At 62.3% G+C, this 21044-nt stretch carries 19 protein-coding genes; 6 read left to right on the forward strand and 13 right to left on the reverse strand.

Annotation, left to right across the window (positions count from 1 at the left end; genetic code table 11):
• Positions 1-28: 28 nt before the first annotated feature.
• From ABWV89_RS13645 to ABWV89_RS13685, 9 genes are all read right to left on the reverse strand, one after another.
• Positions 29-1843, reverse strand: coding sequence for a sigma 54-interacting transcriptional regulator (locus ABWV89_RS13645; RefSeq protein WP_353397741.1), 1815 nt, complete (start codon positions 1841-1843; stop codon positions 29-31).
• A gap of 113 nt (positions 1844-1956) precedes the next feature.
• Entirely contained in the window at positions 1957-2415 is a 459-nt protein-coding gene (locus ABWV89_RS13650; RefSeq protein ID WP_353397744.1) for a tautomerase family protein, read from the reverse strand.
• Positions 2416-2518: 103 nt separating this feature from the next.
• On the reverse strand, positions 2519-3295 hold the full coding sequence (locus ABWV89_RS13655; RefSeq protein WP_353397746.1) for an SDR family oxidoreductase: 777 nt from the start codon (positions 3293-3295) through the stop codon (positions 2519-2521).
• Positions 3292-4380, reverse strand: coding sequence for a 4-hydroxy-2-oxovalerate aldolase (dmpG, locus tag ABWV89_RS13660; RefSeq protein ID WP_353397748.1), 1089 nt, complete (start codon positions 4378-4380; stop codon positions 3292-3294). Before dmpG ends, ABWV89_RS13655 begins: the two co-directional genes overlap by 4 nt.
• A gap of 25 nt (positions 4381-4405) precedes the next feature.
• Complete coding sequence (locus ABWV89_RS13665; protein ID WP_353397751.1) at positions 4406-5425, reverse strand: acetaldehyde dehydrogenase (acetylating); 1020 nt, start codon at positions 5423-5425, stop codon at positions 4406-4408.
• Positions 5422-5661, reverse strand: a complete 240-nt coding sequence (locus ABWV89_RS13670) for a tautomerase family protein (protein ID WP_353397752.1) — start codon at positions 5659-5661, stop codon at positions 5422-5424. Before ABWV89_RS13670 ends, ABWV89_RS13665 begins: the two co-directional genes overlap by 4 nt.
• 34 nt (positions 5662-5695) lie before the next feature.
• Positions 5696-6505 carry a 2-oxo-3-hexenedioate decarboxylase gene (gene dmpH / locus ABWV89_RS13675; RefSeq protein ID WP_353397755.1) on the reverse strand — a complete coding sequence of 270 codons (810 nt, stop codon included), beginning with the start codon at positions 6503-6505 and terminating at the stop codon, positions 5696-5698.
• The gene (locus tag ABWV89_RS13680; protein ID WP_353397757.1) at positions 6502-7299 is read right to left on the reverse strand and encodes a fumarylacetoacetate hydrolase family protein; all 798 of its coding nucleotides are present in this window, start codon (positions 7297-7299) and stop codon (positions 6502-6504) included. The genes dmpH and ABWV89_RS13680 overlap by 4 nt, the downstream gene beginning before the upstream one ends.
• 30 nt (positions 7300-7329) lie before the next feature.
• Complete coding sequence (locus ABWV89_RS13685; RefSeq protein ID WP_353397760.1) at positions 7330-8790, reverse strand: 2-hydroxymuconic semialdehyde dehydrogenase; 1461 nt, start codon at positions 8788-8790, stop codon at positions 7330-7332.
• A 288-nt stretch (positions 8791-9078) separates the two neighbouring features.
• Here ABWV89_RS13685 and ABWV89_RS13690 point away from each other — a divergent pair, with 288 nt between their 5' ends.
• The 3 genes from ABWV89_RS13690 to ABWV89_RS13700 all read left to right on the forward strand — a co-directional run bounded on the left by ABWV89_RS13690 (position 9079) and on the right by ABWV89_RS13700 (position 12291).
• Positions 9079-10185 carry an S-(hydroxymethyl)glutathione dehydrogenase/class III alcohol dehydrogenase gene (locus ABWV89_RS13690; RefSeq protein ID WP_353397763.1) on the forward strand — a complete coding sequence of 369 codons (1107 nt, stop codon included), beginning with the start codon at positions 9079-9081 and terminating at the stop codon, positions 10183-10185.
• Between the two features lie 790 nt (positions 10186-10975).
• Positions 10976-11851, forward strand: a complete 876-nt coding sequence (gene fghA, locus ABWV89_RS13695) for an S-formylglutathione hydrolase (RefSeq protein WP_353397766.1) — start codon at positions 10976-10978, stop codon at positions 11849-11851.
• Positions 11852-12021: 170 nt separating this feature from the next.
• Entirely contained in the window at positions 12022-12291 is a 270-nt protein-coding gene (locus ABWV89_RS13700) for a hypothetical protein (protein WP_353397768.1), read from the forward strand.
• 21 nt (positions 12292-12312) lie between these two features.
• Here ABWV89_RS13700 and lhpI read toward each other — a convergent pair whose 3' ends face one another.
• Both lhpI and ABWV89_RS13710 read right to left on the reverse strand, forming a co-directional pair.
• Positions 12313-13266, reverse strand: coding sequence for a bifunctional Delta(1)-pyrroline-2-carboxylate/Delta(1)-piperideine-2-carboxylate reductase (gene lhpI / locus ABWV89_RS13705; protein WP_353397771.1), 954 nt, complete (start codon positions 13264-13266; stop codon positions 12313-12315).
• A 71-nt stretch (positions 13267-13337) separates the two neighbouring features.
• The gene (locus ABWV89_RS13710) at positions 13338-14456 is read right to left on the reverse strand and encodes a patatin-like phospholipase family protein (RefSeq protein WP_353397773.1); all 1119 of its coding nucleotides are present in this window, start codon (positions 14454-14456) and stop codon (positions 13338-13340) included.
• Between the two features lie 116 nt (positions 14457-14572).
• Between ABWV89_RS13710 and dinG the strand changes: the two genes are divergently transcribed.
• From dinG to ABWV89_RS13725, 3 genes are all read left to right on the forward strand, one after another.
• Positions 14573-16927 carry an ATP-dependent DNA helicase DinG gene (gene dinG, locus ABWV89_RS13715; RefSeq protein WP_353397776.1) on the forward strand — a complete coding sequence of 785 codons (2355 nt, stop codon included), beginning with the start codon at positions 14573-14575 and terminating at the stop codon, positions 16925-16927.
• Positions 16928-17114: 187 nt separating this feature from the next.
• Positions 17115-18152 carry a phosphate ABC transporter substrate-binding protein PstS gene (gene pstS / locus ABWV89_RS13720; RefSeq protein ID WP_353397779.1) on the forward strand — a complete coding sequence of 346 codons (1038 nt, stop codon included), beginning with the start codon at positions 17115-17117 and terminating at the stop codon, positions 18150-18152.
• Positions 18153-18200: 48 nt separating this feature from the next.
• Positions 18201-18671: a CopD family protein gene (locus ABWV89_RS13725; protein WP_353397781.1), complete on the forward strand. Its 471-nt coding sequence runs from the start codon at positions 18201-18203 to the stop codon at positions 18669-18671.
• Between the two features lie 142 nt (positions 18672-18813).
• On the opposite strand, the gene ABWV89_RS13730 is transcribed toward ABWV89_RS13725, so the two are convergent.
• Both ABWV89_RS13730 and ABWV89_RS13735 read right to left on the reverse strand, forming a co-directional pair.
• Positions 18814-19797, reverse strand: a complete 984-nt coding sequence (locus tag ABWV89_RS13730; RefSeq protein WP_353397784.1) for a porin — start codon at positions 19795-19797, stop codon at positions 18814-18816.
• 197 nt (positions 19798-19994) lie between these two features.
• A complete protein-coding gene (locus tag ABWV89_RS13735) occupies positions 19995-21032 on the reverse strand; it encodes a metal-dependent hydrolase (protein ID WP_353397787.1) in 1038 nt (345 codons plus the stop codon).
• Positions 21033-21044 lie beyond the last annotated feature (12 nt).

Here is a 21044-nt window from a genome sequence, read left to right on the forward strand (position 1 = left end):
TCCTTCCCGCCTTACCCTGTGCGCGACGTCATGCCTTGCCGTTCAGACCTTTGAGTCGATAAATCAGTTGCGAGCGCGTGATGCCCAGTAGGCGGGCAGCGGCCGACTGGTTACCGTCGGTCATGCGGACGGCGCTGCGCACGAGCTCGGCTTCGAGTTGATCGAGAGAGAGTGCGGCTTGTTGGTATTGTTCGTCGTCGTCACTCAAAGGCTGTCCATTGAGCAGGGCCTGAACCCGCTCGCCCAGTGGGGAATTGAGGGTGGCGTTTGTTGACTGGCCATTGCTCGCGGAAGCATCACCATCGCGGCCATCACCGCTCACTTCCGCCGCATGGCAACTGCCCAGCTTGCCATCGTGACGCAGGGCCAGCCATTCTCCGTCCAGGCGCTCATCGCCCAGGAACAAGTGGGTGATGTCGATGGCACCGCCGTCGCTGGCCAACACCACACCGCGTTCCACCAGGTTTTCCAGTTCGCGGATGTTGCCTGGCCATTCGTAGGCCAGCATGGCGTCGATGGCGCGCGCAGTGAATCCGGTGACCGAACGGCCGTCGCGCTGGTTGAACTTGCGCAGGAAATGGTTCATGAAGACGGGGATGTCTTCGCGGCGTTCGCGCAGCGGGGGCACCCGGACTGGCAACACGTTCAGCCGGAAGTAAAGGTCTTCGCGAAAGCGGCCGGCTTCCACTTCTTTCTTCAGGTCGAGGTTGGTGGCGGCAATGACGCGCACATCCACTTGCGTGGTGGCCGTGCTGCCCACGCGTTCAATCTCGCGCTCTTGCAATGCGCGCAGCAGTTTGCCTTGCGCGGTCCAACCCAGAATGCCGATCTCGTCCAAAAACAGCGTGCCACCATTGGCCCGCTCGAAGCGGCCAGCACGGCTGCTTTGGGCGCCTGTGAAGCCACCTTTTTCCACGCCGAAGAGTTCGGACTCGATCAGGTCTTCCGGAATGGCGGCGCAGTTGATGGCGACAAAAGGCTGTGAAGCGCGAGGGCTGATGCGGTGCAAAGCCTGCGCCAGCACTTCTTTGCCGACGCCGCTTTCGCCGAGGAACAAAACCGTGGCATGTGTTTGTGCTGCGCGGCGCACCATGTGGCAAACCGCGTTGAAGCCTGCGCTCACGCCCACCACTTCCGTGTCGCCCAACAGCGATGTGCCTGCTGGGCCCGCATCGCCCGTTCGGGCGCTCACCCCGCTGCTCAGGGCGTCTGCCCGCAGGTGCAGCATGTCGGCGCCGGCTTCTTCGTCATCGTCCCAGGCGTCGGCAGGCTTGCCGACAATGACGCAATGCGGTGCACCCTGGGCGCAGCACTGCACCTCGCGAAAAACCACCGGCTTGCCCATGAAGCGGCTGACGAAGCCGCTGGCATAGCCCACTTGCTGCCAGCAGGCGGGGTCGGTACCGACACCATAGAAGCGGGTGTGGGCTTCGGCTTCAGCCGATCCGTGCCAGTTGAATTCACCCAGGAAGTGGCCCGCTTCCACATCCAGCTCAAGGTGCACGGCCTCCACACGCGCCACGCCTTCGAGCATGTGCAATTGCGGACCGATGAACACGCCTTCCTCAGCTTTTTCGATGCCTTGAAACCGGTGCGCGATATCGGCATCGTGCGCACCGCAGTTGTAACCCATGCGGGTGATCAAACCGCGTGCCTTGTCGGCGCCCAGTGTTTCGATCAGTTCTTGGCGGAACACGCCCATGGCCGAGTTGTGGATCAACACCATGCGCTGGTCGTTGAGCCAGATGCGGCCTTCCTTGGCATCAAAGCGCAAGCTCGAGACGAGCTCGTTGGCCGGCTCGATGTCGCCGGGCGGCAGGGCGGGTTTGGCTTCAAGCGTCATGGCATCAGGTGTGGTCGGAGCCTCGGAGCCTACGTGGACTCAGGACTTTGCGCTATGGGGGAAGCTCTGCATGCGGTGAATGGTTCGAGCATAAATGCACGGCCCATCGGCCATCATGCGCCCTGATTTGTCACGGGGGGCGTGGCGGATGCTGCTGCGGCGGCCTGTGCGCGAGCGTCGATCTCGGCAGAGCGCATGGCGCTGGCCGGTGTGCCGGCAATCCCCCAGTGGTGTGGGGGGATCGGCCAACAACCGCCGCGGATGAGTTTGCGTTCCGCGCCCAAATGCTTCTCGATCAGGTCGGTGAAGACGGTGATGAGCTTTTGCGACTGCTCGATGGGGCGGCCTTCGAGTACCAGGAAATGGAAGTAGGGGGCCGAAGGTCCGCCCTGACTGACCAGCTTACCGCCCACTGCGGTGTGCCCAGCAGCATGCATTGTCACGTACACGCGAACGCGCTCGACCGGGCTTTCCAGCACGTCGGCGTAGGCCTGGCTGGCCGCCAGCAAGAGTGACTCGACCTGTGCGTCACTTTGCTGGTCTTCAATCAGGTGAATTTCCAGAACGGGCATGGTGGCTTGTCTCCAGCGTTGTTGTTTTCTTCGTTCTTGTTTTGCTTCTTGTTCGCAATGCAAACGTGGCGCCAGGGCGCCACGTTTCATATTGCTCCAGGCCTTACGGAATCCCTTTGCGGCGGCCTGCGTCCATGAACAAGGTGCTGCCGGCGAGCGCGTCGGCGTTCGGGTCCAGCAGCATGGCAATGCCCCAGGCGATTTGCTCCACCGTGGTGAAGGCGCCGATAGCGGATTCAGCCTTCATCTGGTCGAGCACGGCTTCGGTGCTGATGCCGTCGCGCTCGCCGCGTGCGGTGGCGACCCGGCGCAAGCGCTCGGTGTCTGCCGGGCCGGGTGCCACCAGGTGGGCGGTCACGCCGCGGTCGCCATAGGCCCATGAGAGCTGACGCACCACGTTGGCCAGGGCTGCGTTGGCCACGCCGGCGGTGGCGGCGTAGGCGCTGGGCTCAAAACCATAGTGGCCGCCGATGGCCACCAGGCGTGAACCTTTGACCAGTTGCTTGTCCGCCGCACGGATCAAACGCAGGAAACCACCCACCTTGATGTTCACTGCATCCGAGATGGCTTCGGTGGGGGCGTCGAGCACGCCACCGGCCGTGGCCACGCCAGCGCCTTGAACCACCATGCGGACCTTGCCGCCGAGTTCGCCCAGCACGCTCTGGATGGCGGCGATGGACGAGTCGTTGGAAATGTCGGCTGCGCAGGCGCGGATGCCCGGTACCTGTTTGACCAGCTCGCTGAGCGAATCGGCGCTGCGCGCAATGGCCACCACTTGCAGGCCAGCATCGGCCAGGCGCTGGGTGATGACCTGTCCCATGGCGCCGGTGCTGCCGACGATGATGGCGATGTCTTTGTCGCCCGAACCTCTGTTGCTCATGCCGCTTGCTTTTCCTTTGCGGTGCTTTTGCCGCCGCTGCGGGTCACGTCCTTGAGCAGGCCGCGCGCCTTGGCCATGGTCATGGCCGTGTCTTCAATCATGTCTTCCTGACCACCGATCATTTTCTTGCGGCCCAGCTCGACCAGGATGTCGCGTGCTGGCACGCCGAAACGGTCAGCAGCGCGTTTGGCGTGCAGCAGGAAGGTGGAGTAGACGCCGGCGAAGCCCAGGGTGAGGGAGTCGCGGTCGACGCGGACCATGTGGTCCATCATGGGCACGATCACGTCTTCAGCCACGTCCATCAGCTTGAACAGGTCCACGCCGGTGTCGATGCCCAGGCGTTCGGCCACGGCCAGGAATGCTTCCAGTGGCGTGTTGCCCGCTCCAGCACCCAGGCCAGCGACGGAGCCGTCGATGCGGGTGGCGCCAGCTTCGATGGCGGCGATGGAGTTCCAGATGCCCAGGCCGAGGTTGTGGTGGCCATGGAAACCGATTTCGGTTTCGGGCTTGAGCACGTCGCGCAGTGCGGCCACGCGTTGCTTCACGTCCTCGGGCAGCATGTAGCCGGCGGAGTCGGTGATGTAGACGGTTTGCGCACCGTAGCTCTCCATGAGCTTGCCTTGTTCGGCCAGGCCCTTGGGGTCATTGAGGTGCGACATCATCAGGAAACCGGTGGTGTCCATGCCCAGCTTGCGCGCGAAGGCGATGTGCTGTGGCGAGGTGTCGGCCTCAGTGCAGTGTGTGGCCACGTGGACGCTGCGGGCGCCACACTTGTAGGCCGACTCCAGCTCGCGCATGGTACCCAGACCGGGAATCAGCAGCACGGAAATCTTGGCTTGCTTCATCTTGGGGCAGACGGCTTCCAGGTACTCCTCGTTGCTGGCCATGGCAAAGCCGTGCTGCAGCGAGTTGCCACCCATGCCCGCGCCGTGCGTGACCTGAATGAGCGGAATGCCGGTGTCGTCGAGGGCTGTGGCCACTTTGACCATCTGTTCAACGGAAATCTGTTCGCGCTTGGCGTGCATGCCATCGCGCAGGCACATGTCGTGCAGCAGGACTTTGCGTCCCTTGAGTTCAACTGTCATGGTGTCTCTCCTGGTCTCTGGCCGCTCAGGCGGTGGCGGCGGCCAGGGCCGTCGGTTTGAGGGTGATCTTGCCGTCCAGGATTTCCTGGGCGAACATTTCAGCGGTGCGGCAAGCTGCCGCGGTCATGATGTCGAGGTTGCCGGCGTAGGTAGGCAGGTAGTCGCCGAGACCGGCAACTTCCATGAACACCGCCACGCGCTTGCCGTCGAACAGCGGGCCGTTGACCAGCTTGTAGCCCGGCACGTATTTCTGCACCTGCTCGATCATGTCGAGGATGGAGTCGGTGATCTTGTCCTGATCGGGCTCGTCGTCGCACAGGCACTGGATGGTGTTGCGCATGATCATGGGTGGCTCGGCCGGGTTGATGATGGCGAGCGCCTTGCCTTTGCGGGCGCCACCGACCTTCTCAATGGCGTTGGACGTGGTGAAGGTGAACTCGTCCAGGTTGGCACGGGTGCCTGGGCCAATGGACTTGGATGCCAGGCTGGCCACGATTTCGGCGTAGCCGACAGCTTGCACGCGCGTCACGGCATTGACGATTGGAATCGTCGCTTGGCCAGCACAGGAGATCATGTTCACATTCATCTGAGACATGTCGCCCCCACGCTCCCCCGCTTCGCGAGGTGCGCTGCCCCCCGAGGGGGCTGCGCTTTCTAGGGAGCGGCCCTGCGAAAGCGCGTCCGCGTAAGCTTGCAGATTGACCGGAGGCACGCACAGGGGGCCGATGGCGGCAGGCGTGAGGTCGATCATCAGCACGCCCAGCTCGTTGAGCTTGCGGCTGTTCTCAGCGTGGACGTAGGCGCTGGTGGCGTCGAACGCGATCTGGATGCCGTCTTCCTTGACGTGAGGCAGCAGGCCGTCGACGCCTTCGGCGGTGGTCTTCAGGCCCATGTCGCGGGCGCGCTTGAGACCTTCGGATTCAGGGTCGATGCCGACCATCCAGACGGGCTCGAGCACGGGGCTTCGTTGGATCTTGTAGATGAGGTCGGTGCCGATGTTGCCGGAACCGATCAGCGCGCATTTGATTTTCTTGGGGGTGGTCATTTGATGATGTCCTGTTGAGCGACAGCGGCGCCTTCAGCCACTGCCTGTTCCTTTTTCTCGGCCATGGAGACGCCTGCGACGGAAAACTCGTCGGGCTGGTGTTCGGTGATGAGGATGCGCACGGTCTCCAGCGGGCATTCCAGAGCATCAGCGGCCGCCCTGGCCACGGCGGCCATGGCCTTGCGCTTCTTCTCGCTGGGCCTGCCGGTCATCAGGTGCATTTCGATAATGGGCATAGGGTGTGTTCAGCAGTGATGGGGTGGATCGGCCTCAGTTGCCGAAGTTGACGGCGACAGTGCCCAGCTCCTGATAGCGGGCGATGACATGGTCACCGTCCTGAACGGCAATCGCTTCGGTGATGCCACCGCTGAGCACAAGGCTGCCGGCGGGCAGCTTCTCGCCCAGCTCGTCGAGCACCTTGACAAGCAAGGCCACGGCTTCCGCCGGGTGGCCCATGACGGCCGCTGATGCGCCCATGGCGATGGGCTGACCGTTCTTCTCCATGACGACGCCGAGCGTGCTCAGGTCGATGTCTTCGGCGTAGCGCGGGCGACCGCCGAGCACGTAGCGGGCGGAAGAGCAGTTGTCTGCCACGACGCTGGGCAGGTCGAACTTGAAGCCGGAGAAACGCGAGTCGATGATTTCGATGGCGGGCATCACGAAGTGCGTGGCAGCCAGCACATCTTCACGCGTCACATCGCTGCCGGACAGATCGGCCTTGGTGACAAAGGCCACCTCGCATTCCACGCGTGGGTGTACCAGATCATCGGTGCGCACGGTGGAGCCTTCGGGGCGGCTCATGTCGGCCATCAGGAAACCGATGGATGGCACATGCACCCCCATTTGCTCCATCTTGGCCTTGGACGTGAGGCCCGCTTTCCAGCCGGCCTGGCGTGCGCCTGTGGCCAGGTGCTTGTGGCGAAGGGCCTGCTGCACGGCATAGCCGTCGGCCAGCGTCATGGACGGAAAATCGTCCGTGAGCTTGGGCATGGCGGTGGCGGTGCGCTGGGCATGATCGACGCGCTCGCACAATTCGGCGATGTTGGCAGGGGTCAGGGTGATGGCGTTTGAGTCGCTCATGCCGCGCTCCTTCCATGGAAACGGGTTTCGCAAACACCCAGACCACCCACTTCGCAGCGCAGCACATCGCCGTCCACCACGGGCACGAGTTGAGACTGCGAGCCCGACAAGATGATTTCGCCGGCGCGGAACGGCAGCCCCAGGCGGCCCAAAGTGTTGGCCAGCCAGACCACGGCATTGATGGGGGATGCCTGCACAGCAGCGCCCATGCTGGTGGCCAGCTGGTCGCCGTTCTTGTGCAGCACCATGCCCGCCATCGTGATGTCGATCTTGCGCGGGTCGCCCTTCGCTTCGCCCAGGAGGAACACGCCGCAGGAGGCGTTGTCGGCCACGGTGTCCTGGATCTTGATGTTCCAGTCCTTGATGCGCGAATCCACGATCTCGAAGCAGGGGCTGACGTAGGCCGTCGCGCGGATCACGTCGGCGGCGGTGATGCCCGGGCCTTCCAGGTCCCGCTCCAGCACAAAGGCCAGTTCGGCCTCGGCCTTGGGCTGGATCAGCTCGTTGAGGTTCACGCCGTCTTTTTCGGTGCAGAGCATGCTGGAGGTGAGCTGGCCGAAGTCCGGCTCGAACACGCCCAGAAAGTCCTGCACCGGTTTGCTGGTCACGCCGATCTTCTTGCCAATGATCGACTCGCCTGCCTGCACGCGGTTGTCAATGAAGCGCTTCTGGATGGCGTAAGCGTCTTCGACGGTGATGTCCGTGTAGGTCTCGCGCAGGGCCGGCATGACGCTGCGCGAGCGCCAAGCCTGGTACAGCGAGTCGCCGACCTGGCTGATGGTGTTGGCTTGCATGTTTTTCTGACCCTTGATGAATCTGAGCAATCAGAGCTTGATGCAAACGTTGCGCAGTTCGCTGTAGAACTCCAGCGAGTGCACGCCACCTTCACGGCCAATGCCCGACTGCTTGGAGCCACCAAAAGCGGTGCGCAGGTCACGCAGGAACCAGCTGTTGATCCAGGTGATGCCCACCTCAATCTCGTCCGCCACGCGGTGAGCGCGGGCCAGGTCGTTGGTCCACACCGTGGTGGACAAGCCATAGCGGTTGGCGTTGGCCAGCGTGATCACTTCGTCTTCTTCGTCGAAGGGGCGGATGTGGCAGCAAGGGCCAAAAATTTCCTCGCGCACCACCGTTGCGGTCTCGGGCAGGTTGGTCCAGATGGTGGGTTGCACCCAGGCGCCGTCCTTGAGTGCGGCTTCCATCTCGGGTACACCGCCACCGGTGACGACAGTGGCACCTTCCTCGACAGCCTTTTGGTAGTAAGACATGACCTTGGTCTTGTGCTCCTGGCTGATCAGCGGGCCGTAGTTGGCGCCTGCATCGCCGGGGCGGCCGTACTTCACGGCTTCGCACTTGGCCTTGAGCGCTTCAACGAACTTGTCGAAGATGGGGCGCTCCACGTAAACGCGCTCGGTGCCCAGGCAGACCTGTCCGGTGTTCATGAAAGCCGAACGGAAGATGCCTTCCACGGCGTCGTCAAAGGTGGCGTCGGCAAACACGATGCCGGCGTTCTTGCCGCCGAGCTCGAAAGACACGTCGCGGATGCCGTCGGCAGCGGCTTTCATGATGGCCGCACCAGTGCCGGTTTCGCCGGTGAAGGTGATGGCGTCGACGTTGTCATCGCGGGTGAGGTATTCGCCAGCGGAATCGGGGCCGAAGCCGTTGACCACGTTGTATACGCCAGGTGGAATGCCCACTTCGTTCATGATCTCGCCCAGCAGCATGGCGGTGGCAGGCGTCTCTTCCGACGGCTTGACCACGACGGTGTTGCCGCAGGCCAGGGCCGGCGCCACTTTCCATGTCATGAGCAGGAAGGGGGCGTTCCAGGGGCTGATGACGCCGATCACGCCCTTGGGCTTGCGCACAGCGTAGTTGACGGCGCCACGGCTGTCCAGCGTGTCCATGCGGAAGCTCTCGGTGGGCACGTTCTTGACCACGTCGGCAAACACCTTGAAGTTCGCAGCGCCGCGTGGCACAAAGGCGTGGGAGATCACGTGGCGCGGCTGACCGGTATCGGCTTCCTCGGCAGCGACGAATTCGTCAAAGCGGCGGGTGATGGCGTCAGCCACGGCATGCAGCATCTCGGAACGCTTGGCCTGAGGCATCTTGCCCCACTCGCCACGCAGCGCCTCGCGCGCGGCCCGGGTGGCGCGCTCGATCTCGGCTTTGCCACCTTTGGCGATGTTGTAGAGCGGCTGGTTGTCGAGCGGCGAGCGCTTTTCGAAGGTGGCGCCGTCGGCAGACGGCACGAATTGGCCGTCAATGAAGTGCAGCTTGGTCTCCATGGCTTTCTTGGTCTTGTGTTCCAGTGTGTGCGGAAGGCGGTACTTCCTCAGGGGTTACCAGAGGATCAAATTCATTCTAGAAATCGGCCAGTCATACCGTCCAATACCTTTTGGACCGGCGCGTCCATACGTTTGCGGTATTGATGCAAGCTGGTTGACAGACAAGTAGCACGATCGGCTTATGATCAAGGGGCACATGACTGACCTGTTGTGCTGCCGTCGGCTCCTTCTTCCATGCAACGACTGCAGGGGCCGCCGCCAAAAATTCCGCAATGAGGAGAACTCTGGATGAAGACCCGCGCAGCCGTTGCCTGGAAGGCAGGGGACCCCCTGACCATCGAAACCGTCGACCTGGACGGACCCAAACTGGGTGAAGTTCTGGTGGAGATCAAAGCCACCGGCATTTGCCACACCGACTACTACACCCTCTCGGGTGCCGACCCTGAAGGCCTGTTCCCGGCCATCCTGGGCCATGAGGGCGCTGGCGTGGTGGTGGATGTCGGCCCTGGCGTGACCAGCCTGAAGAAGGGCGACCACGTCATTCCGCTCTATACGCCCGAATGCCGCCAGTGCAAGTTCTGCCTGAGCCGCAAAACCAACCTGTGTCAGCTCATCCGTGGCACACAGGGCCAGGGCCTGATGCCTGACAAGTCCAGCCGCTTCAGTCTGGACGGCAAGCCCATTCTTCACTACATGGGCACCAGCACCTTCAGCAACTACACCGTGGTGCCCGAAATTGCACTGGCCAAGATCCGCGAGGACGCGCCTTTTGACAAGGTTTGCTACATCGGCTGCGGCGTGACCACCGGTATCGGTGCCGTCGTGTTCACCGCCAAGGTGGAAGCCGGCGCCAATGTGGTGGTGTTCGGCCTGGGCGGTATTGGCTTGAACGTGATCCAGGGCGCCAAGATGGTGGGGGCCGACAAGATCATCGGCATCGACCTGAACCCCGAGCGCGAGGCCATGGCCCGCAAGTTCGGCATGACCCACTTCCTCAACCCCAAAGACCACGAGAACATTGTTGACGCGATTGTTCAGCTGACCGATGGGGGCGCGGACTTCAGCTTTGAATGCATTGGCAACACGAACGTGATGCGCCAGGCACTGGAGTGCACCCACAAGGGGTGGGGCCGTAGCATCATCATTGGCGTGGCCGAAGCCGGTGCAGAAATCAGCACCCGCCCATTCCAGCTGGTGACCGGCCGCAAGTGGGAAGGCTCGGCTTTTGGCGGCGCACGCGGCCGAACCGACGTGCCCAAGATTGTCGACTGGTACATGGACGGCAAGATCAACATTGATGACCTGATTACCCACAAGCTCAAGCTTGAGGACATCAATGAAGGGTTTGACTTGATGAAGAAGGGTGAGTCGATTCGGTCGGTGATCGAGTTTTGATGTTGGGGTTGCCCCTTCGGGGGCGACGGAAGGGTCTGTTTGTTCTTTGAGCGAACAGGCTCTTTCTTCTATCCAGAATCACTTCTCGACTTAACCCTCCTTCAATCGGTCTTCCTTTTCTTTCCCCCCTATCCCCCCAACCCCCTTTCCTCCCCGCCGGGCGGAAAGGGGGAGTTCTCATTTGGCTTCTGGTTTCTGGCTGGGCTTCTACGGCTCGGGGCGTCGCCGACGTGGCCTGGGGTACAGCGATTTCTCTGAGACTGTCGTAGGTACCTCGGGCTTGATCTTCGCGCGCACGGCGCCCAGCTGACTTTGCCGCTTTGCGGCTTGTCAGATGGGCGCGTGCCTCGCGCGTGCCAGCCTCGTTGGCTCGAAGTGTCTCGCTCGCAGTCCACCGGCGAGCCGCGCAGCGGCAATGCCAGTTGCCTGCCGTGGGCGCACCATGAGCAGGCGAGGCCCCCACGGCAAAGACGTTTGCCGAGAGTCGCCTTGAGTGAGGCGGCGCGGTCAATCCGAGGGTGCGGCGGGTCCGGGTTTCCCGGTCCGCATCGCGCCGCCCCCTTGAGGGGGACGCGCAAAGCGCGGCGGGGGTGCTTCTATCTATCGCCCCGGCGGGGGTGGAAAGGGGCGGGGGGGATAGGGGGGGAGAAAAGGAAAGATGGAAAGAGAAAAAGTTCCAAGAGCAACAAGGAAGTTTGCGCCCACTCGGCTGAACTGGAAAGTCGATGCCGAGCGCAGTAAGCTCCCTCAGAACCTCGTTTCATTCGATCAATGAAAGAACAACCATTTCATGTCTGAAGAAAACAACCTCAATCGTCTCGAACTCCTCTCCGAACACGGCTGCTACAACGGCGTGCAACGCTTCTACAAGCACATGTCCGATGAAATCGGTTTGCCGATGCGGTTCGCTCTGTACCTGCCGCCACAAGCCGTCGCTGGCCAGCAGGTCTCGTTGCTGACCTATCTGGCAGGTTTGACCTGCACCGAAGAAACCGGCACCATGAAGGCGGGCATGCAGCGTCTGGCGTCCGAGCTGGGTTTGGCATTGCTGATGCCAGACACGAGCCCGCGCCATACGGGTATCGAAGGCGAAGACCATCATTGGGACTTTGGCGTGGGTGCCGGGTTCTACCTGGATGCCACGGAGCACCCCTGGGCGGGACACTGGTGCATGGAGAGCTACCTGATCAAGGAGCTGGTGCCCGGCGTCGTGGCCGAGTTCAACCTCAAAGCCGACAAGCTCGGAATCACCGGCCACTCCATGGGCGGGCACGGTGCGCTTACCTTGGCGCTGCGCAACCCCGGTCGCTTCCAGAGCGTCTCCGCTTTTGCGCCCATTTGCGCCCCCAGCCAGTGCCCGTGGGGACACAAGGCCTTCACTGGCTATCTGGGCATGGACAACAAAGATGCCTGGGCGGCGCACGACGCCACGGAGCTGATGGCCAAGCAAAGCGCGGCGCCGTATCCTGGCGGCATTCTGATTGACCAGGGCATGGCTGACCAGTTCCTGGCCGAGCAGTTGTACCCGGATGCCTTCGAGGCGGCTTGCAGCAAAGTGGGCCAACCGTTGAATCTGCGTCGCCACGAAGGCTACGATCATGGCTATTACTTCATCACGACTTTCGTGGACGACCACTTGCGGCACCACGCTTCGCAGTTGACGTAGACAACAAGCAATCGGCTGAGCGGGCGGCAGTTCGCCGCCTGTCATTGTTTGGTCATCGGCTTGTCATGAATGGAGGCACACTGGCTGGTTATGCTAGGTACATGACCACAAGTGTGTGGGGAGGCGTTTTGCCCTTCTGCTCGTCTTGAAACAGAGAATTGACATCCATCATGATCGCGATCAAAGCTGCGAGGAAATACATCGAAAGCCACCCGAAGGACGCGGACGCCAAAGCCCTGTCCGAACTGGTGATGGCACTGGAAACCGAGGGGCAGATAGCTGTGCCCAAGCTCTACAGCCTGAACTTCAGGAACTTCGAGCTGGCAGTGGACATACTCAAAGAGTGGCGCCTGGATCGCTACTACAGCAGCAAGATGCGTCTGCTGGATCTGGCAGCGCAGCTGTCCAAATTGACGGAGGACCCCGCCAAAGCGGCCTGAGCAGGGGCGCCGGGCTGCAAATCAGGTGGCGGATTCGTACACCAGCGTTGCCGCGGCCAGGTCTTCCAGGGCGGTCCCGACCGACTTGAAAACGGTGCGGTCCTGCACTGAGCGGCGACCCACCGCCACCCCCTTGCACAGCGTGGTGAGCGTACCGCGCACATCGTCGGCTGAGAAAATGTCTCTCGACATCGGGCTCAGAAGGTCGCCGCTTTTTTGCAGTGCTTCCTCTGTGTCTACGAAGACGCGGGCATGTTCAAAACATGCATCGTCGGCTTCTCGCATGGCTGGCGTGAAGCCACCAATCAAGTCCAGGTGACTTCCTGCGGCCAGCCAGTGCCCGCGCACCAGAGGCGAGGAAGCCATGGTGGCGCAGGAGACGATGTCCGCTTCGCCACAGGCTTTCTCCAGGTCTGCAGTCGCCAGCGCGTTGATGCCTGCCTGCTCTGACCAGTCCCTGGCCATGGCACTGGCGGCCTCGTGCCGCCGGCTCCATATGCTCACCCGTGCCACGCTGGGCACAGCCGCTTCGTATGCCTGGGGAAGCAGGCGGGCTACCTTGCCAGCGCCCACGACCAGCAAATGCTGACTGTCCTTGCGCGCCAGATAGGACGCAGCCAGCGCAGAGGCAGCAGCGGTGCGCCGGGCGGTGATTTCATCGCCATCGAGCTGCGCCAGCGGAGCGCCTGTCCTGGCATCGAACAAGAGGTACTGGCTGTGCAGCCCGGGCAAGCCCAGAGCTGAATTGCCGGGCGCGATGTTCACAATTTTCACGCCATAGTACTGACCGGTGGTCCAGGCCGGCATGATCAGCGATGTCAGTTTGCTGCCTTCTCCGGGCCCGTTCGCGGCTGGCAGTTCGAGGACTTGCCTGGGCGGCACCTCACACCCGGCGATAAAGCGTTCACGCAGCTGCTGGATCAGCCGGTCAAATGGCAGGGCGTCGCGGGTGGCTTGAGCATCAAAAATCTTCATGGTCCGCGCATCCTACCGGTATTGAAGCCTGTCTTTGCTGACAGATCGGTCATGGCCATGCTTGGGCCTGGTCATGCTTCCCGGATGGCGGCCATGACGTCGGGCAAGGCGTAGCTGGATCGCTTGCCAAGATCCTTGGCGTGGGCCTCCAGCCAGTGGGTTGCCGCCTCCCGGCCGGCTTGACGAAGGCCTGAAATGAACGGCCAGTCGGTCTTGAGCTTGGTGGATGCCCCCAGGTGGGTCAGTGCTTCATCGCCGGTGAGTCGGTGCAGGCGCAAGCGGTCGACCCGCTGATAGAACTCGGCTTCGTCGCTGCGCCCCTTGGGACATCCGGAATGCCCGATCAGGGTTTTGACCAGCGCCAGTGCCTTGAGCTCCTTGAGCAAAGACGTATTGAAGGTCACCTCGTCGGTCCTGTCCATGATGTCCATCGCCTTGGTCGGGAGCTCGATACGTTCGGTGGGGTTGATCTGTACCAGGAGCAAGTCGTCTGCCCGGGTCTTGGCCACCAGAGGCAACAGCGTCGGATTGCCGGCGTAGCCACCATCCCAGTACGCCTGGCCCTCGACCTCCACCGCCTGGAAGAGCATGGGCAGGCAGGCGGAGGCCAGCACCATGTCCACGGTGAGTTCGGACTGCTTGAAGACTTTGAGCTCGCCCGTGGTGACGTGGGTGGCTGCGATGTACAGGCTGGATTTGTCGCAGGACCGGACCCATTCAAAATTGACCGTGTCTTCGAGGATCTTGCGCAAGGGGTTGAGATTGAGAGGGTTGAACTGGTAGGGCGACAGGTGTGACCCCACGAAGCTCATGTACTGCTGCAGAGGTGTCATCCATGCATTCCACCAGGGCAAGGCAGCTTCCCAGGCCGGGTGGGACATGGTGGACATGTCAAACGGGGACTTGGTGGCCACACTGGTCCAGAATTGCTCCAGCTTTCGTTTGGCTCCGTCCCGGCCGTCTTCCATCAGCCCTGCGGCCATGGTGACCGCATTCATGGCGCCGGCGCTGGTGCCGCTGATGCCGGCTATCTCCAGCCATTCTTCATCGAGCAGGCGTTCGAGCACGCCCCAGGTAAAGGCGCCATGCGAGCCGCCGCCTTGCAGCGCCAGGTCCAGCTGGTGCTTGTCACTTCTGCGCGAGCCGGTTGTGCGGCGGGTACGGGAGTGTGGATTCTTGCTGGTGGCCATGGTTGATCTCCGTGGTGTGGACTGATGGTCTCAACGGGGGGCTGAATGCTGGTGGCCCTTCAATTGTGTATGCAAGCAGCAGGCCAAACCCGGCTGTCGGCGACAATGTTGTCAACATGAATGCTGAGCATCCCCAAGCGGACGGACTACAAACTGATGAATCTGGCGCAGACGGCAGCGGATCAGCCGCTTCCGGCGCCATCGCGCGCGAGGCGCTGGCCCTGGGCTCGTTTGAGCATGTGGTCAAGCGCCTGCCCGGGTTTCGCCTTCGCCAGGGGCAGCACGAGATGGCCGAGCACATCGCCAGAACCCTCAGCTCCGTTGCTTGGGCAGAAGCAGAGGGGGGCGACGGCGGAGCCGCTGCCGGTGTATCAACGGAGGACACAAGCCGCGCTATTGCTGTGGTGCAGGCCGGAACGGGCGTGGGCAAATCTGCTGCGTATGCTGCCACCGTGATTCCGCTGGCACTGGCCCAGCAGAAGCGCGTCATGATCTCGACCGCCACGGTGGCGCTGCAGGAGCAGCTCATGAGCAAGGACTTGCCTGCCCTTGCATCCGTGCTGCCGCAACCTTTTGCCTATGCCCTGGCCAAGGGGCGGGGTCGCTATGTGTGCAGACTCAAGCTGGACCAGCTGGCCGGTGGAGATGAGCAAGGCGCGACAGATCTCTTTGGGCTCGACGAGAGTGAATCCGGGCAAGGGGGCGCAGCCAACGCCACCAGTGCCGAGACCTGGCACGAACGCGCCAGCCAGTACAACGAGTGGGCGACGATGCTTGATGACGGCCGATGGGATGGCGACCGCGACCGGCTGGACGATCCGCCGGAGGCCGGTCTGTGGTCTGCGGTGGCGGCCGAGCGCCACACCTGCACCGCCAAGCATTGCCCGAGCTACAACAGTTGCAGTTACTATCGCGCGCGGCAGCGTCTGGCACAGGCGCAGGTGATTGTGGTCAATCACGACCTCTTGCTGTCGACGCTGGGCTTGCACGCGTTGCCTGCGCCCAAGGATTGTTACCTGGTGCTCGACGAGGCGCATCATCTGGGGCAGGTGGCGCAAGGTCAGTTCACGGAGTCGGTCGATCTCATGCACTCGGCCTGGCTCGACAAGTTGCCACGTGCGGTCGAAGAAGTCGCCGGTGCCATGATGGTCTCCACCGGCGTGGAGGTGCCAGCGCTCTCGCGTGAGCTCAAGGCCGCTCTTGGTGACTGGGCGCGACTGGGCATGGGACGCGTGACATCACAGAGCGGGTGGGCAGACACCGTGGCGCGCGGTCGAGCCCGCGCCCTCTCGGACGACGGTGGTGGCGTCACGCCGACCCTGACCGACCGGCTGGAAGGCGGTCATCTGCCCGAAGGGGGTGAGTGGGAAACCGTGCTCGAATCCGTACAGAGCCGATCCAGTGCACTGCTCAAGGTGTTCGAGTCGCTGGCGGCAGAGTTGCGCACGACCGCGCGTGAAGATCCTTCGCAAGGGCCTCGATGCGCGCAGCTCTACAGCCGTCTCGGCGCCTTGGCGCCGCGATTGCAGCACGTGCAGGCCACTTCCCAGCTATGGCTGTTGCCACCACCCGGACCGCAGGACAAGGCACAGATGCCACTGGCCAAGTGGTTTGAAGCAGGTGTGCGCAACGGCATGGTGACCCTGACGGCGCATGCGTGTCCGCTGCAGCCTGGAAGCTTGCTGCGCAACCACTTGTGGCCACAGGTGAAGGCAGCGGTGGCCACGTCTGCGTCACTCATGACATGCGGCAATTTCGATCACTTTCTGCACGAAACCGGTCTGGCATACGACGACGCAGTATCGACCAGGGAAGTGCAAAGCCCGTTCAGACATGCAGAGCAAGGGCGGCTCGTGGTGGTGCAGACGCAGGCCGATCCTCGAGACGTGGAGAGTTACACCAGCGAAATGCTGGCCATGCTGATGGACGACTTGCGCGAAGTGGAACGAGGTGCCCTGGTGCTGTTCACATCCAAGGCCCAGATGCGTCGTGCGACAGACTTGCTCGAGCGCGGTGAGTTCCGTGATTTGCGCGATCGCGTCATGGTGCAGGGCGAAGCATCCCGCACACAGCTGCTGACCCGGCACGGCAACGCCATCGCGCGTGGTGATGCGTCCATCCTGTTCGGCATGCAGTCATTCGGCGAGGGGCTGGATCTTCCCGGTGCCTTGTGCGAGTGGGTGTTCATCACCAAGCTGCCGTTTGCCTCGCCCAGCGACCCGGTGGGGCAGGCCCGCTCCGACTGGCTCAAGGCGCAGGGCCGTGATGCGTTCTCCGAGCTGGTGGTGCCGGCCACTGGCGCGCGCTTGCTGCAGTGGACCGGGCGCGCCCTGCGGGCCGAAGACGACGAAGCGGTTGTGGTCTGTTACGACCCACGCCTGCTGCGCCAGTCGTACGGCCGTCGCATGCTCAAGGGGCTGCCGCCGTATCGCTTGCAGAGCCGGACCAATGGCGTGCTGAGCGACGCCTGAAGCACAGCCTTGTCGCCTCGAGGTGCCCGTGGCATTTTTTTCCTTTGCAGCTTCATACAGGTTTGTCACAGGGATGTGATTTGCTTCATCTATAGTCGGCGCCGTCTTTGTACTTGCACAGGGTCCCTGCGGGGACCCTGTGCCGTTTGTGAAGTGAGAAATGATGAATTCCAAAGTAGTCGTGTCAATGTCGCGTCGTGTACTTTTGTGCGGCATGGCGGGCAGTGTGCTACCCGTGTGGGCGCAGTCGAAGAAGGTTGTGGGTGCCGGTGCCACGTTTCCTGCACGTGTGTATGAAAAATGGGCGGAGGCCTATGGCAGCTCGCGACCTGTAAGCGTCGAATATGACCCGACAGGATCGGGCGACGGCGTTGACAAGATCAGTCACCGGAAAGTGCTCTTTGGCGGCACGGATGTGCCCTTGTCGACGGCTGACCTCGACAAGCATGGTTTGCTGCAGATTCCCACCATGGCCGGTGCCGTGGTGCCGGTGTTCAACCTGCCGGGAGTCAAGGCGGGCGATCTGAAGCTGACGGGCGAGCTGCTGGCCGATCTGTTCATGGGGCGCGTCACCCAATGGAACGATCGCCGCATCGCTGCACTCAACCCTGGGTTGCGATTGCCCGCTCTCGCGGTACGCCGCGTGGTGCGGTCAGACAAGTCGGGGTCCACACATGCGTTCGCGCAATACCTGGCCCTCTCGAGTCCCGCTTTTGCCCGGGAGGCCGGTGTGAGCAAATTGCCCAGATGGCCGGGAGAAGTACTTGCAGCCGCCGGTAGCTCTGGCGTCGTCAAGCTGCTCGCGCAAACGCAAGGTGGCCTGAGCTTTACCGGGCTGGATCGGGTCCGACGCGACGAACTGCAGTTTGCCTCCTTGCACAACCGCAGCGGCGCCTGGGTGGTGCCGAGCGAGAATGCCGTGCAGGCAGCTGTCCAGGCCAGCGATGTTCACAGGCAAGGCGACGACACGGCCTCTACGCTGGACATGCCCGGCCCGTTGAGCTGGCCCATCAGCCTGGTCACCTTTGTACTGTTTGACCGCCTGGGCGAAGGTGCACTGCGCAGTCGCGATGCCTTGCAGTTTTTCTACTGGGCTTTCACCCAGGGCGACAAGATGATCCATGGCACCGGGTTCTCGCCGCTGCCGGCATTGCTTCAGGCGCGGACTTCACGTCGCATGATGGAGCTGGCCATGTCCAGAGGGATGACGCTTTCGGCATACTGAGGCGCGCCCCCAGTCATTGAGAGCTGGCCGCAGGAGTAGACTGGTGCGATGGTCTACTCCCTGATGAAGCTGTCTCACGTGCTCGCGATCGTTCTGTGGATCGGGGGCATGGCCTTTGTTCATTTCTTTCTGCGTCCGGCGACGATGCAGCTCGAGCCGCCTGAGCGGATTCGCCTGCTGCACGCAGCGCTGCGACGGTTTCTCAACACCATGGTGCCGGCTGTTGTGGTGGTGCTGGCCTCAGGCATGGGCATGATGCACTGGGCATTCTCCGCTTCCCGCAGCGTGGGTTTCGACTTTCCCATGCCCATGGACTGGAGCATCATGACGGCGCTGGGTCTGCTCATGATGCTGGTGTTCATCCATGTGCGCTTTGTGCTGTTCAGGCAGCTGTCCCGCAGCGTCAACGATGGCAACTGGCCAGACGGGGCAAACGCGCTCGGCGCCATCCGGCGCTGGGTGGTCTTCAACCTCGCCATGGGTGTTGTCATCATTGGCGTTGCCATCCTGATCACGTGATTGTCTGAACGCCAGAGCAGCAGCAGGGCCCGAGGCGCAAAAAAAAAGTGCACCCGGTGAGGGGTGCACGAACTCTGCATGAGGCCGGGGGAGACAAGACCCGGCCCAATCTCAACCTTGGTGCTCCTTTCGGAGCCAAGCGTCAGAAATCGTGACGCACGCCCATGGCAAACAGGCGGGTATCGGCCGTCTTGTTGCCGCCGGCATCCTTGACGTTGTGCTTGCGGAAACCGGCGTAGACACGGGTGCGCTTGGACAGGGAGTAAGTGGTGCCCAGTGCGAAACCGGAAGCCTTGCCGGCAGTAGAGCCGCCGATGGTGGTCTTGCTCGCGGCATAACCGGCTGAGAACTTGAAGTTGCCCATGGGGACCGTCGCACCGATGGTGAACTCGTTGTCCTTGCCGGAGGCGTCAGGGCCATTGCGGCGGTTGTAGCCGCCAGAGATGGCTGCAGCGCCGAAGTCATAGGCGCCGGAGAGGCTGATGTAGTCGGTGTCCTTGCCCTTCTCGTCCTGGCGGGCCAGAGCGACGTGCAGCGGGCCGTTCTCGTAGCCCACGATCAGGCTGTTCATCTTGTCGTCTTCACCAGTGGTCTGCTCGAACGCATAGCCCAGGCCAGCATAGAAGCCGCCCATGGATGGCGACTGGTACTGCAGCTGGTTGTTGAAGCGGCTGCTGTAGTCGCCACCGGATTTGTACACACCGTTGCTGCCGGGCGTGAAAGCAGAATCGAACACGATCTGGCTGTTGCCAACGGCGCGCACATCGTCGAGCTGGGTGCTCATGCGACCGGCGATCACTTGACCGAAGCCGCCCTTGACGCCGACCCAAGCAGCGCCTTTGAATGAGGGGCTTTGCAGGGAGCCATCGGTAGCATTGATGCGCTGCTCCAGCTTGAAGATGGCTTTGGTGCCGCCGCCAAGATCTTCCGAGCCCTTGAAGCCGATGCGCGAAGTGGTCAGGCCGGCATCGCCACCGTTGAACATCTGTGTGGAGCCGGACTCACCGAGCTCCTTGAGGTTGCCTACGCCGAGATCGATTCGGCCGTAGAGGGTGACGGAAGACTCGGCATGAGCCATCGAGCCGATCAGCGCCAGAGCGGCTGCGGCCATCGCGTGCTTGTTCATTGAATAACTCCAAACTTGACTGATGAATGCGTGGCGAGACTTGTCGTTGCCACCACGTCAGTCGCTATTGGAGCGTTCGTGTTTGAAAGGTCTGTGACACCTGCTCACGTTTGCGCTGTTCGCAACGCTTGCAGAGCTGTCACAAGGGCTTCATCAGCGTGTCTTATGTTGCGGTTGAGTGTCATGCAAGGCCAAGCTCACAAGGCGCCACGCTCAAGCACGATCGACAAGGGCTCTCTGGTCTCGGTCAGCGCGCGCTTCCACACCCACTGAAGTGCCAGCCCCACATTGCCTCGCTGGCCGACATGACGAGGGGCATCGGACAGCAACACCTGCGATGGTGATCCCAGGTCAAAGGTGAAGGTATAGGACGGCTCGACGCCCATGCGCAAGTCCGTGATCAATACGTTGCCGGTTTCCGCGCTGGTCGACATCTTGTAGAAGCCCTTGGAGAAGTTGGCCAGATGGCTGGCAGGCGTGTGTGAGGCGTAGCGGTCGATGAGTGCTGCACCTCGCTCGTGGCTGGTCCACCGCATGGTGCGGTCCTTGTCGATCAGCGAATGGTAGCCTTCGAAATAGTGGGTGGGCGATACAGCCACCACCCGCCACAGCACGGTATTGAAGGGCGCGGGCGTCACCAGAACCTTGTCGGCCCCGATGCCCTGCTCCTGCATGGAGGCCAGGGCCACCTCCCGCACATGGGCTTGCGCCGTCAGGCTCCAGGCCAGGTAGCTTGTGCTGATCATCAGCCCGCCTGCATTCCACCTCAGCCCGCGAGCATCTCCTCTGCCACGCATGGCCACGACAACGCCAATGAGAAGCGGAACCGTATAGAGAGGATCGATGATGAACATGCTGTCCAGTCCGTAGGGGTGGGCAGTGAACGGCTGCAACAACTGAGTGCCGTAGACCGTCATGTTGTCCAGCAACGGGTGAGTCACGAGCACCAGCCACAAAGCCAGCCACCATCGTTTGAAGAGGACTCGCTCGCCGTGCCACCATGCGACCAGCGCAGCCAGCAACGGTGCGAACAGCGTCAGATAGAAGAGCGAATGTGTCTCGGCCCGGTGGCGCACCATGTTCAGCAGCGGGCTGCCATGGTCGATGAATGCGTCAAGGTCGGGCAAGGTGCCGCCAATGGCACCCCACAGTGCGGCCTTCCACACGGCGGTACGCCGGCCCATCACGGCCACGCTGACAGCGGAGCCCAGGGCGATCTGGGTGAGTGAATCCATGACCCTAGCTTA

The sequence above is a fragment of the Hydrogenophaga sp. 5NK40-0174 genome (genome assembly GCF_040372165.1).
Taxonomy (GTDB): domain Bacteria; phylum Pseudomonadota; class Gammaproteobacteria; order Burkholderiales; family Burkholderiaceae_C; genus Hydrogenophaga.

Coding starts and splice junctions, on each gene's coding strand:
- dmpH (WP_353397755.1), bottom strand. CDS start 6,505: ATGAGCGACTCAAACGCCATCACCCTGACCCCTGCCAACATCGCCGAA.
- ABWV89_RS13665 (WP_353397751.1), bottom strand. CDS start 5,425: ATGACCACCCCCAAGAAAATCAAATGCGCGCTGATCGGTTCCGGCAAC.
- fghA (WP_353397766.1), top strand. CDS start 10,976: ATGTCTGAAGAAAACAACCTCAATCGTCTCGAACTCCTCTCCGAACAC.
- ABWV89_RS13645 (WP_353397741.1), bottom strand. CDS start 1,843: ATGACGCTTGAAGCCAAACCCGCCCTGCCGCCCGGCGACATCGAGCCG.
- ABWV89_RS13685 (WP_353397760.1), bottom strand. CDS start 8,790: ATGGAGACCAAGCTGCACTTCATTGACGGCCAATTCGTGCCGTCTGCC.
- lhpI (WP_353397771.1), bottom strand. CDS start 13,266: ATGAAGATTTTTGATGCTCAAGCCACCCGCGACGCCCTGCCATTTGAC.
- ABWV89_RS13650 (WP_353397744.1), bottom strand. CDS start 2,415: ATGCCCGTTCTGGAAATTCACCTGATTGAAGACCAGCAAAGTGACGCA.
- pstS (WP_353397779.1), top strand. CDS start 17,115: ATGTCGCGTCGTGTACTTTTGTGCGGCATGGCGGGCAGTGTGCTACCC.
- ABWV89_RS13735 (WP_353397787.1), bottom strand. CDS start 21,032: ATGGATTCACTCACCCAGATCGCCCTGGGCTCCGCTGTCAGCGTGGCC.
- ABWV89_RS13700 (WP_353397768.1), top strand. CDS start 12,022: ATGATCGCGATCAAAGCTGCGAGGAAATACATCGAAAGCCACCCGAAG.
- ABWV89_RS13655 (WP_353397746.1), bottom strand. CDS start 3,295: ATGAGCAACAGAGGTTCGGGCGACAAAGACATCGCCATCATCGTCGGC.
- ABWV89_RS13680 (WP_353397757.1), bottom strand. CDS start 7,299: ATGCAAGCCAACACCATCAGCCAGGTCGGCGACTCGCTGTACCAGGCT.
- ABWV89_RS13670 (WP_353397752.1), bottom strand. CDS start 5,661: ATGCCCATTATCGAAATGCACCTGATGACCGGCAGGCCCAGCGAGAAG.
- ABWV89_RS13690 (WP_353397763.1), top strand. CDS start 9,079: ATGAAGACCCGCGCAGCCGTTGCCTGGAAGGCAGGGGACCCCCTGACC.
- ABWV89_RS13710 (WP_353397773.1), bottom strand. CDS start 14,456: ATGGCCACCAGCAAGAATCCACACTCCCGTACCCGCCGCACAACCGGC.
- ABWV89_RS13730 (WP_353397784.1), bottom strand. CDS start 19,797: ATGAACAAGCACGCGATGGCCGCAGCCGCTCTGGCGCTGATCGGCTCG.
- dinG (WP_353397776.1), top strand. CDS start 14,573: ATGAATGCTGAGCATCCCCAAGCGGACGGACTACAAACTGATGAATCT.
- ABWV89_RS13725 (WP_353397781.1), top strand. CDS start 18,201: ATGGTCTACTCCCTGATGAAGCTGTCTCACGTGCTCGCGATCGTTCTG.
- dmpG (WP_353397748.1), bottom strand. CDS start 4,380: ATGACAGTTGAACTCAAGGGACGCAAAGTCCTGCTGCACGACATGTGC.